The sequence below is a fragment of the Microbacter margulisiae genome, from assembly GCF_014192515.1.
GTDB classification, from domain to species: Bacteria; Bacteroidota; Bacteroidia; order Bacteroidales; family Paludibacteraceae; genus Microbacter; species Microbacter margulisiae.
Map to the genome: position 1 here is coordinate 2110742 of NZ_JACHYB010000001.1, position 12060 is coordinate 2122801.

Below are 12060 nucleotides of genomic sequence, written 5' to 3' on the forward strand. Positions count from 1 at the left end.
GCAGCTTCGAATCGCGCATCCCTGACATGCTGATCAAAAACCCGCTATGCGGCAAATGCAATAGCGCCCCGCGCTTTACAGCAACAGACAACTGCCTGTTTTACGCTTATAAATCAACAGAAAGTCCTACCACAAAAGTTCTTGCACGCGGATAAGAAGCTTGCTCAATACCTGTCGCCTGCTCAGGATCCTGTCCCTTGTAACCGGTAATAACAAAAGCATTTTGCACGGCAACATACAGGGTTGCACCTAACTTTGTATCCAACAGCTTATCGAAGGTATAACCGGCTGAAATATTGTCCATACTCACAAATGAAGCGTTTTGTATGTAATAATCGGAATAAGGTTGATATGTCCGGAAGTGCGTAACCAATACGTTACGCGACGCATTCTCAAGAAATCCGGAACTGTTGTATAATATACTCAAATTACCTCCACTGGCATCTATATTGTTATATACGTAATTCCCGATATTCGCATGCAAAGAGCAATTGAGAAACCACTTCTTATATGTGAAGTTGGATGATAACCCCATCAGGATCGTTGGATATATCTGATGTTCAATATGAAAGCCCATTGGATTGTCATTAGTAGCATAATCTCCCTCAATAGGTTTATGATTGGCATCATATATTTGTTGGTATGCATCAAAAGATCCGACAGGAAAATTGTTTTTGATGATCAAAATATAATTTCCTGTTCCTCCGTAAATAGCACCATATAAGAGTCCTGCCGAGCTATATTTCGCATCCGTTCGTCTGTTTTGGTTATAACTGAAGGAATAGTTGAGAGTCCACGTCATTTGTTTGGAAACAATAGGCTTGATGCCCAAATGGAGTTCTATCCCTTTGTTGGTTAGCTTACCATCATTGGCATACAGGTATGTAGTTGACCCATAACCGCCGCTTATAGGAACATAGAGTATTATATTATTCGTAGTTCGCTGATATACATTCACACCTCCGGTTATACGCTGATTGAGCATTCCAAACCCCACTCCGGCATCATAAGTCAATACAGTTTCGGGATTGACATTTGGATCAAAATTGTAAGGTCGTACCAACCCACCGGAAGTGGAATTTGATACAACAAAATCATATAAAGCAGAAGCATTCAGTGGATTCAGACTCCATGTATTGCTGTAACTCAATCGTAATTGTAAATCGCTAAGCCAGTCAGCATGCTGCAAAAAGGATTCATGTTTCATATTCCAGGCTAAGCTGCCTGAAGACATCCAATCAGATTTTGAATGAGTGGGGAATTGACTGTCCAGATGTTTTTGTACATGAGCCGAAAGCGAGTAGGTATCTTTCAGGGTGAAATCCACTCCTCCCGTAAACGAAGTAAAATGTGATTCGTCGATCTGTTGCGAAAAATTTGCATTGGGAGAGGTTGAAGCAGGATATATAGTGTAATATGAATCGTTTGTTGATCGATAAGACATATGAGAATAGCCAAAGAATACATTTAGTTTCCCGTCAATGGCTTCCAGCGATTTTGAATAACCCAACTGAAGGTTGAACTGACGATTTCTCTGCGTGATATGATCTGTCCCTGTTGGAGCGTACGTTTGATACCATGCGGCATCCGAATCATTGGTTTCCTGATAATTCTCCCTGAAATAACCGTATGCGTAGTTACCTTCAATATGCAAGCCGGGAAGAAAAGGCAAAGCGTAATCAGCGCCCAGATTACCTTCAATGCGTGTGGTTTTATCTGTTTGATGCACCTGATTCAAAAGGGCAACAGGGTTTTTTGTGGCTGCCATAAGAGGAGCTCCGTAACTCATCCATGTAAAATATCCCCCATACTTACTACCATTCATCACCGGTTGTGTTGGATCGAATGCAATTGCGCTGCCAATGGCATTCGTATTGGCAATGGTATTATTATTAAACGAAGCATTGACATTCAAATGAATTTTCAACGTATTGTCCAACAAAGAAGGAGTGAGCGACAGGGTAGTTGTCGTACGCCGGTAATTATCGGTTTTCAGAATACCTTCCTGATTGGTTTGACCCAAAGAAACCCGATAGGGCAACCCTTTATATGTTCCTGACAAACTCAGGTGATGATCCTGCCCCACTGCAGTCTGATAAATTTCATTTTGCCAATCGGTACTGGCATTCCCCATCAGACCAATAACATCTTTATTGCCTGCATATTGCTGACTTAGTAGCGTACGAAAGGCTGATGCTGAAAGCACACCGGCTTTTTTTGCTATCTCCGAAACGGATACATTACCTGAATAACGGATATGAAATGTTGCACTCCCTTTTTTTGTGGTAATAATCAAAGCGCCATTGGCTGCCATATCGCCAAAGCATTGCAGGGCAGAGGCATCTTTTACCATGACAATGCTTTCTATATCTTCCGGATTCAGGGATATCATGTTGTCATATTGAAACATGCCGTCAACAATGACCAGAGGGGATGTACTGGTTGATAAAGAACCAATGCCCCGGTTTATAATGGTGAAATCACTCTCAGGACTACCGCTGTTGGATGTTATTTGCAATCCCGGTATTTGACCTTGTATCAATTCTTCAGGAGAAATATTGACACCTTTGGGGGAATCTTTTGCATCCACCCGATAGACCATCCCGGTATTGGAAATCGAATCATTAACCATCAGGGATTGTCCGTCTGTATAGTGAACGGAAACCAGAAATAACATCACAAACACAAAAAAATATTCCGAAAAATGTCTCATAGAAATAGGAGTTTTTGTGCCAACGATTTTGAAAGTAGAAGAACAGATCTGGCGCTGACGTTAGCAATTAACATTTGGTTTATTTTCTCTCCAAAGATCGCTGTTTTATTTTTCTCTTACAACATATTTCATCCCTTTTTTGCAACTCATCATTGCTCTTGTCAAAGAGTAAACAGGCGAATTCTATATTCAACATGACGTGCTGAACATTTGACAGAGCGTATCAAACATTGGATACGACGAATAGAATATCTGACAAAGCGAATTCAATATGCTGTCCGCGGATTCTATAAGGAATTGAGTCAATTGCTTCTATTTTCTGCGGATTCCACATGAAATAAAGCAGGCTCTCTTTTTTCAAACTTTTTACGCCAACATATTATCTTCCCTTTATCCAAAACACCTTCTTTTGTGCTACGGTCAAGTTTTTTTGAACACATGTTTTACAACACACATATATTCAACAATGTATAATAAATATACATGCTGTCAAGTTTGTGTCCTCCCCAGTTTTGAATTTTCTATTCTTTTATTTTGTACTTTTAGCTGAATTCTGATCGATTGACTCCAAGTCATCCGAAAACTTGGAGTCATCAGGTGAGGAAACATAATTGTAAATAGATTTACGACCAGGGAAAGGTGATATTTTTACATGCAAGTCCCATACGTCCTACTTGAAGCTTAACCATTAATCGTATGCAAAATGCGTTGCTGTTCTATTCTTATTTGTAGCTGCTCATTACGCATTTGCTCAAAACGGACCAATCACATTGAAGCATACGGGGAAGAAGACACGTGGATAATTGATAATGAAGATCTGAAGATGAGAAATTTGGATTAATTTCCCATCTTCATTAATTTCTGTTCGTTTATTTCAATTTCCTGAACAACGTCATCACTGTATGCAGGGGGATACTGCCCTGATAGGTACAGATTTTATTCCCCTCCTTATCATACAACGCCAGGAAAGGTATTTCCACAATGTGGAAGTAATCGCGGATAAAGAGAGCGGGAGCTTCAGTGCCAATCACTACGTTGCTGTATTGTTTTACATTGAAACGTTTGGCAAACCGTTGTACTTCCTGCAGGGGCAGATAGGAGATCATGGCGATGTTGGCATTGTCAAAATGATGAATCTTCGGGAAAAAAGAATGCATGAAATCCAGGCAATCGGCACAATCGGGAGAAAAATAGATAATGATCAATGGTTTTCCGGCTGGAAGATCTTTGGCATAAAAAACATCCCCGTTGGTTTGGGTAATCCGGAAAGGAGGAATCTTTGCCTGCTCGGCATGCAGGTTTACACTTCCGATCCAGAGGAGGCTTAACGTGATCAACAATATATAGCGAATTCTGTGTGTCATTGCTGTGAATTTTATCATTTAACGGCAAAATGCAAATGTACATCATCCTTTTTAATAACTGCATGACGGAGTAACAGAATAACCAAATAACAAAACTCTCTCAACTTCCGATCTGTCTCTAACCTCTTAATTCCCGGATATTCTCCATCTTCAAAGCACTATATTCTTCATTAGGATTGAACAAAGCACATCTTTTTAAAATAAACCGGGGAGAACCGACCAGCAGCTCTCCCCGGGGAAATATATAAAGGAATCGTTAGAGTTTGCCCACTAACTCAATACCGGGCTTTAATGTCTTTGCTCCTTGTTTCCATTTTGCGGGACAAACATCGGCTGGATTGCTTGCAACAAATTGCAAGGCTTGCAGGCGGCGCAGAAGCTCTTCTGCATTACGTCCGATGTTGCCGGCTACTACTTCATAAGCTACTATTTCACCTTTTGGATTTACAACAAATGTTCCGCGTTCGGCTATCCCGTCTGATTCAATCATTACATCAAAACTTCTGGCAAGTGCGCCGGTGGGATCGGCAAGCATCGGATATTTGATTTTCTTGATGGTGCCCGAAGCATCATGCCATGCTTTGTGAACGAAATGGGTGTCGCATGATACAGAATAGACTTCAGCTCCGGCTGCCTGGAATTGGGCATATGTGTCGGCAAGATCTTCCAATTCGGTAGGACATACAAAGGTGAAGTCTGCCGGATAAAAAAAGAAGATAGACCACTTTCCCAGAACGTCTTGTTTGGTTACTTCTTTGAAACTGTCGTTAACATAAGCCTGAACTTTGAAATCTACAATCTGCTTTCCAATTTGTGACATAGTTGTAATGTTTTGTGTGGTTAAAAAATATAGAGTTGTACTGTTTGTGCTGTTTTGTTGATGCAAAGGTATGGCCCCGGGGATCATAAATCAAACAGATAATTTCTATACCGTTATTGATATTTTCTATATATCTTTGCATAAAGAGACAACTTAGCGATAATGAACTTTTTGCAACGGCGTTGGTTCTACTATTCAAATAATAACTGGTTATGACGCTTCAACAACTCGAATATATTGTTGCCCTTGACAAGACAAGGCATTTTGTACGCGCAGCGGAAATGTGTTCCGTTACACAACCGACATTGAGCACAATGGTGCAGAAACTGGAAGACGAGTTGGGATGTCCTGTTTTCAACCGTGCGGTGCAACCCATCGAACCGACTGAGGCAGGGAAACTCATCATCCAGCAGGCCCAGATCGTGTTGTTCAACATTCGGCAACTGAAAGAAAATGTCGTGTCACAAAAGAATGGATTGACCGGATCGCTGATGCTGGCCATGATCCCAACGGTGGCGCCTTACCTGTTGCCGGGATTTATTTCTGTATTTCGCAGGGATTATCCTGATATTGCACTTCAGGTTACCGAGTTAAGAACAGAGACCATCATCCAGAAGCTACACGATGCCGAAATCGATATGGCGATTCTTGCCACACCACTGGATGATCCGAAAATATTGGAGGTACCGCTTTACTATGAAAAGTTTATCGCATATATATCTCCCAACGAACCCATTTATAATAAGGAAGAACTGACACTTGCCGAAATGCCGACAGAGAACCTGTGGATACTCGAAGAGGGACATTGCCTGCGCAACCAGGTGCTTAATTTCTGTGATCACAAGGTGCAGACATCGACCATCGAAGCCGGAAGCATTGACACCTTGGTGAAGATTGTGGATATCAATGAAGGGTACACCGTGATTCCTGAATTACATATCAACTTTTTGAGTGAAGAACAGAAAAAAAACCTCCGCAACATTGTGCGTCCTGAGGCTACGCGCGAAATATCAATGATTATCCGCCAGGACTATGTCCGCGAGGGGTTGATGAATGCTGTTGCCAATAGTGTGAAGCAATTGATTCCCACTCATATGCTGGACGAGAGATTGAAGAAATTTGCCATAAAACTATAAAGGCAGGAATTTGGAAGATGAGGGTTGGAGATTTAAGACAACAATGGCTAAAAGATTTTGTTTATAAACCAAAACAGTTATCTTTGCACCATGCTTTCGGGCATAAAACAGATTATCAGATGAGAATAAATTTATCCATTATTGCAGCGATTATTGCCGTCGTCGGAATCCCCTGGATTTGCCGAAGGTGATACTATTGTTGCTGTGCAAGATATTTCAACCCCCTTTCGGCAGATGCCGGGAGGGGGCTTCTTTTTTTATTCACTTTAATAACTTTTGTCGTATGAATGCCACTGTAACAAGCCGTTTTTCCCATCGTATGGAAGGAGTTCCACGATCGTTTATCCGTGAAATACTGAAAGTAGCTATTTCGCCGGATGTGATTTCATTTGCAGGAGGTCTTCCGAATAAAGAACTGTTTCCTTTAGAAGAGCTACGGGCGAGCGCTGACAAATTAATGTCAGGTTCCGACCGTAATATCCTTCAATATGCTAATACCGAAGGATATCTGCCTCTGCGTGAGAAAATCGCCGGACGCTATGCACGAAAGGGTATTCAAGTGAATCCGGAAAATATCCTGATCACCAACGGTTCGCAACAAGGGCTCGATTTGCTGGGAAAGATTTTTATCAACGAAGGAGACGCTGTGTTGATTGAAGAACCAGGCTATCTGGGCGCTATCCAGGCTTTCTCACTTTTCAGGCCCCGTTTCGTCACAGTTCCGATGACACACGAAGGGATCGATACAGAGTGGATGGAGCAGGCAATCGACAACAACAACCCCCGGTTGGCTTACCTGATTCCCAATTTCCAGAATCCCTCTGGCATCAGCTATTCGGAAGAGACACGGCATAAAGTATCGGATATCTGCAGAAGGAGGATGCTTTACCTTGTCGAGGACGATCCTTATGGAGATATCCGTTTCGAAGGAGCGCCTAAACATTCGTTGCATCACTATCTGCCGGAGCAGACCATTCTGCTGGGTACTTTTTCGAAGACTGTTGTTCCGGCTTTTCGTATGGGTTGGATTGTAGCTCCCGATGAAGTGATGGAACGTCTGGTGATTGCCAAGCAGGCTGCTGATCTGCATACCGATTACTTTACACAACGGCTGATTTATCAATATCTTACCGATTATGATATCGATGAACATATTGCGCTGATCTGTCATTCATATGGAAAACAGGCCAAGGCCATGATGGCTGCTCTTGAGCATTGCTTCCCCAAAGAAGTACACTTTACCCGTCCCGAAGGAGGTATGTTTCTATGGGTCACCTTGCCTGAAGGACACAGTTCTATGCGTTTATTTGAAAGAGCCATACGTGAAAATGTGGCTTTTGTGCCGGGGAATCCTTTTTATGTCGATAAGGAGGATGTCAATACCTGTCGTCTCAACTTCTCCTGCTCCAATGAACCGGAGATTGAAGAAGGAGTTCGCCGGTTAGCAAAGGTTCTGGAAATGTAACAAATTAAGTGTTTATTATGCAGTCATGAACCCATTCTCATTTTTATTCTTTCAAGGGATACATACCTCAAAAGAATAAGTGCTATTTTTGTTGACATGAAACGGGCATGACAGAGGTTTAATTATGGGGCTGTAGGTTTTAATTCCGGTTATGGGCGTTTCATCTATTCTTTTCAAAATTATTATCCTATGAAAAAGATTGAAGCGATTATTCGCACCTCCAAGTTTGGAGAAGTAAAGGAAGCTTTACGTGAAGCAGGCATTGATTTCTTCTCATACTGGGATGTAACCGGCGTTGGGAATGAAATAACAAGAGGAGAACATTCATATCGCGGGACAGTTTATGACACAAGTTTTATTCCCCGGCAGTTACTCACGATTGTTGTACGTGATGTCAATTTACAGAAAACAGTCGATGCTATTCTCAAGTCAGCACAGACAGGAGTGATTGGCGACGGGAAGATCTTCATATCAGATATCATTGAATCATACCGTATCAGGAATGCTGAAAAAGGAGACACTTCCTTATACAACAAGGAGGAATAACGGTTAAGATAACCAGTCTTGCGTTTTAATCCGTAAAATCACAGAAATCAATTCATCTTCAAATCAAATAATAATCACATGAACTTTCGTTATTCATTATTCATCGGGTTGGGGTTGTTGCTTACGACTGGGCAGACCCTGCAAGCTCAATCGGGCTACGTAGCTCCAACATTGCCGTCAATTCCTGCTAAGGAATTTAATATTAAAGCGTACGGGGCTGTCAGTGACAATAAAACCGACAATACTCAGGCGGTTCAGGATGCTATTGACGCGGCAGGTAAAGCAGGGGGAGGATGCGTGGTGATTCCTTCAGGAACCTATTTGTGCGGTCCACTACAATTTATCAGTAACCTGAATTTTCATCTGGATTCTGCTGCTGTATTGCGATTCTTACCTTTCGACAGGTATCCCGGCGGATTAAAAGAGGGCAGGAGTTTTATCAGCGGCTCCAGACTTCATGATATTGCCATTACTGGGAAAGGTACCATCGACGGGCAGGGAAGTCCGTGGTGGCCTTATGCCAAGGTCAAAGGGGCAAGACGCCCGCGGATGATTGTGCTCCATAGTTGTGACAAGGTTTTAATTGAAAATGTCACCCTGATGAACTCACCGATGTTTCATATTGCCATTAGCGGGAAATCGTCCAATGTAACCGTGAGCGGTGTAACGGTTCGCGCCCCGGCATCGACCGATCCTGTCAATCCGAGTCATAACACCGATGCCTGTGATGTTACCGGAAAGCACATTCTGATCAAAAACTGCGATATCAGTACCGGTGACGATGATTACACCTGTGGCGGCGGGACATCGGATGTACTGATCATCAACTGCAAGTATGGCAATGGTCACGGGGTTTCAATCGGTAGTCCTACATTTGGAGGCATCTCCAATATAACGGTGGAAAATTGCACGTTTACGAATACCGACTGCGGCATTCGCATTAAGTCTGACCGTGATCGCGGCGGGGAAGTTAAGGACCTGATTTACCGGAATCTCACAATGAAGAATGTGGGTATTCCCATTCTGATTTATGCCTCTTATAATGCGAAGGATCGCGAATACCGCAACTTGCAGAAAATAACACCGGAGATAGCCGGAACGTATCCTTCGGCTCCTGTTACCGATCGTACTCCGGTGTACCGTAATATTATCTTCCAGAATATCACGGCTACAGCTCAAAAGGGTAATCGTGCCGGATTAATATGGGGATTGCCGGAAGCACCGGTTTCCAATGTCCTGATGCAAAATGTCCATATTGTTGCTGATAAACCTTTCGGCATCTTCTTTGCCAACAATGTCCGGATGGAGAATTGCCAAATCATAACAAACCAAGGAAAAAACAAACTCGCCGTTACCCATTCGCAGGTTCTCCTCGATGGGAAAGAGATAAAATAATCCGGAAAGATATTGCATTACTGCATCCTCCTGGAGAAAAACAAAAGAGACTTTCACCCTTAATGAAAGTCTCTTTTGTTTTATGACTCAAACAGATGATTCGTTGTTATTCATCAAACATACTGTTGGAATAGGGACCAACATACTTTACTTTGTGGGCATCGGGGAGATGAACGATTTCCGGAACATTAACAGCATCGAAATCAATATAGATCAACTTCTCGGTGTCGGAACCGTTGCGGATCACATGAGTGCCTTCCGGGCCGGTAGGGAATGATATGGCATCACCTGCCTTCACTGTGATTTCTCCTTTGACCGTGCGCACAATGCCGGTGCCGTTGATGATATAAAACACCTCTTCATTCATTTCGTGATAGTGGTAACCGAAAGCCTGATTACCCGGCTCCACTTCAACAAAACTGGCTTTGCATTTGGTAAAATAATCGGATGAAACCACCGGCTTAACGGTAAATTCGTTCCCGGCTCCTCTGTTGATTGTTTCGCCTTCCGCTGTGTGGTAATTTTTTACACTTACTTCTTTCATACGTTTGTTTTTTAATTAAGAATGTATGGAACCCGCATGTCTTATTATCATATTCTTAGAGGTGAATAATTTATATGCTTGTTTCATACTTATTTTTCTCCCTGTTTAGTAATTCATATACATATAAGGCAATGCACACTTTTACAGGGTTTATCTTCGTTTTCCCTTTTTTTCCGTTCAATAGATATCGAACAGTGTATCAATAACTAGAATACAAATATATAATCCGTAACCCCCTTCATGCAAACGGGTTAGTAACGCACTTATTTTGTTAGAATTGTTTATTATCAATTGATTATCAATCTCTGGAAAGTAAAGAATTAATCTTTTTTAGCCGGAAAGTTGCTCTTTGTTGCGGATGCTACTCTCTTTTGGAGATATTTTGTATTTTTGGGGTATTAAAAACAAAGCAAGATGCAAGAGCTCGATTTAAGGTATCCCAATTGTCCCGTCCGGAATGTTTTGATCCGATTCAGTGATAAATGGTCATTGCTGACTTTGCGGAATATTGAGCGGAACGGGAAAATGCGGTATAAGGAGATAGGGAATGCGATTCCTGATATATCGCAGAAGATGCTTTCCAGTACCCTGAAACATTTGGAAGAAGATCATTTGATTGTCCGGGAAGCTTATGCCGAGATTCCTCCCCGGGTAGAGTATTCGTTAAGCGAGATGGGCAAAAGTCTGATGCCTGTCATCCAGTCGTTGATTGACTGGTCGCTGGCTCATTTTGAAGAAGTGACAAGATGACCTACCGGTTTATCCGTGCTTGCTGATCTCTTCCAGTCGTTCGCGATGGAGGATAACGACGCTTTTATCGGTCAGATCGACAATACCTTCTTTTTCAAGGTTCTTCAGAATCTTCACGGCACTTTCGGTGGAGATTCCTGCGAAATCGGCAATCTCCTTACGGGTAAGGTAGGCGGTGACATCTATGCCGTTGAAGTTTTCAGAAGTAAGATAGAGCAAGGCATCGGCCATGTGTCCGTTCATTTGTTTATAGATCAGGTTGCGGACAACGCTAAAAAAACGGGTATTTTGTTCGCAATAGCGTCTGATAATGGTGTAGGCGAACGCTCCGTTTTGTTTCACCACTTTGCTCAACGCCTCCTTTTCGATGAGGTACACCTGCGTTTCGGTCAACGCAGTTGCCGAATAGGGATAGACGGACTCTCCGAACACTGCCGAAAGCCCAAGAAATTCGCCCGACTGGACAATCTGCAGGTTGTAATTGTGTGTGCTGTCTCCTTCAACGTACTGTTTCACCAATCCGCTCATGATAAACAAAACGTACGATGCAAATGTTCCCTGTTTGGTCAGGTTCTCTCCTTTGCGAAAAACCACCTGCGTTTTGCTGGCCCGGATCATGGCGGCTTCTTCTTCCGAAAGCATCTGAAAACATGGCGCCTGGATGTCGCAAATAAACTCCCTGTCTGTTTCGATTAACGGTTTCATCTCTTTCTATTTCTTTCAAAAACGCACAAAGATAAGGCATAAATCAATAAAAACATTGATCTATTTCAATTGTGTGGTTAAAACATCCGCTGCCGGATCGCTTTTATTCGCTTTTCGCAATTACTACCTTTGCCAACGTAAATAATTCGTAAGACTCAACACAACGGTTATATAATCTATAAACACAAACACAATGAAACAAACACTTTCAACAAGCTGGAAAGGCAACATGAAATTTGACGCTTTGGTAAGCGGTCATCATCATGTTGTTATGGACGCGCTTCCGGATGTAGGAGGCGAAGATAGCGGGCCTCGTCCCAAAGAACTGATGCTGGCTTCATTAGCAGGATGTACAGGAATGGATGTTATTTCTATCCTGAAAAAAATGCGCGTTGAGGTCGAAGCATTCGATATGGATATTGTTGCCGATATTACGGAGGAACATCCGAAACATTACACAGCAATGCATATCATTTATAAACTGAAAGGGAAAAATATCGATCCCGAAAAAGTAAAAAAAGCCGTCGACCTGTCGCAGGAGAAATATTGTGGTGTTTCCGCAGCGTATCGCAAGGCACTCACATTGACGTATGAAATTCAGATTAGCGAATAATAAACCAAT

Annotated in this window: 11 protein-coding genes; 6 read left to right on the forward strand and 5 right to left on the reverse strand. The window is 42.4% G+C overall.

Features of this window, described 5'->3' with window-relative positions:
- Positions 1-106: 106 nt before the first annotated feature.
- The 3 genes from FHX64_RS08590 to ahpC form a co-directional block, all read right to left on the reverse strand.
- Positions 107-2713, reverse strand: coding sequence for a SusC/RagA family TonB-linked outer membrane protein (locus tag FHX64_RS08590; RefSeq protein WP_183413362.1), 2607 nt, complete (start codon positions 2711-2713; stop codon positions 107-109).
- 869 nt (positions 2714-3582) lie between these two features.
- Positions 3583-4077, reverse strand: coding sequence for a TlpA family protein disulfide reductase (locus FHX64_RS08595; RefSeq protein ID WP_183413363.1), 495 nt, complete (start codon positions 4075-4077; stop codon positions 3583-3585).
- A 256-nt stretch (positions 4078-4333) separates the two neighbouring features.
- Positions 4334-4897 carry an alkyl hydroperoxide reductase subunit C gene (gene ahpC / locus FHX64_RS08600; protein ID WP_183413364.1) on the reverse strand — a complete coding sequence of 188 codons (564 nt, stop codon included), beginning with the start codon at positions 4895-4897 and terminating at the stop codon, positions 4334-4336.
- Positions 4898-5109: 212 nt separating this feature from the next.
- On the opposite strand from ahpC, the gene FHX64_RS08605 reads away from it, so the two are divergent.
- From FHX64_RS08605 to FHX64_RS08620, 4 genes are all read left to right on the forward strand, one after another.
- On the forward strand, positions 5110-6033 hold the full coding sequence (locus FHX64_RS08605; RefSeq protein WP_183413365.1) for a hydrogen peroxide-inducible genes activator: 924 nt from the start codon (positions 5110-5112) through the stop codon (positions 6031-6033).
- 283 nt (positions 6034-6316) lie between these two features.
- On the forward strand, positions 6317-7498 hold the full coding sequence (locus FHX64_RS08610) for an aminotransferase-like domain-containing protein (RefSeq protein WP_183413366.1): 1182 nt from the start codon (positions 6317-6319) through the stop codon (positions 7496-7498).
- A gap of 189 nt (positions 7499-7687) precedes the next feature.
- Positions 7688-8044 carry a P-II family nitrogen regulator gene (locus FHX64_RS08615; protein WP_183413367.1) on the forward strand — a complete coding sequence of 119 codons (357 nt, stop codon included), beginning with the start codon at positions 7688-7690 and terminating at the stop codon, positions 8042-8044.
- Between the two features lie 78 nt (positions 8045-8122).
- Positions 8123-9439, forward strand: a complete 1317-nt coding sequence (locus FHX64_RS08620) for a glycoside hydrolase family 28 protein (RefSeq protein WP_183413368.1) — start codon at positions 8123-8125, stop codon at positions 9437-9439.
- Positions 9440-9545: 106 nt separating this feature from the next.
- Here the strand turns inward: FHX64_RS08620 and FHX64_RS08625 are convergent, their stop codons facing one another.
- Positions 9546-9983: a cupin domain-containing protein gene (locus FHX64_RS08625; RefSeq protein ID WP_183413369.1), complete on the reverse strand. Its 438-nt coding sequence runs from the start codon at positions 9981-9983 to the stop codon at positions 9546-9548.
- A 414-nt stretch (positions 9984-10397) separates the two neighbouring features.
- Here FHX64_RS08625 and FHX64_RS08630 point away from each other — a divergent pair, with 414 nt between their 5' ends.
- Entirely contained in the window at positions 10398-10733 is a 336-nt protein-coding gene (locus tag FHX64_RS08630) for a winged helix-turn-helix transcriptional regulator (protein ID WP_183413370.1), read from the forward strand.
- A gap of 9 nt (positions 10734-10742) precedes the next feature.
- Here the strand turns inward: FHX64_RS08630 and FHX64_RS08635 are convergent, their stop codons facing one another.
- Positions 10743-11438: a Crp/Fnr family transcriptional regulator gene (locus FHX64_RS08635; RefSeq protein ID WP_183413371.1), complete on the reverse strand. Its 696-nt coding sequence runs from the start codon at positions 11436-11438 to the stop codon at positions 10743-10745.
- Positions 11439-11631: 193 nt separating this feature from the next.
- Between FHX64_RS08635 and FHX64_RS08640 the strand changes: the two genes are divergently transcribed.
- Complete coding sequence (locus tag FHX64_RS08640) at positions 11632-12051, forward strand: OsmC family protein (RefSeq protein WP_183413372.1); 420 nt, start codon at positions 11632-11634, stop codon at positions 12049-12051.
- Positions 12052-12060: the final 9 nt, after the last annotated feature.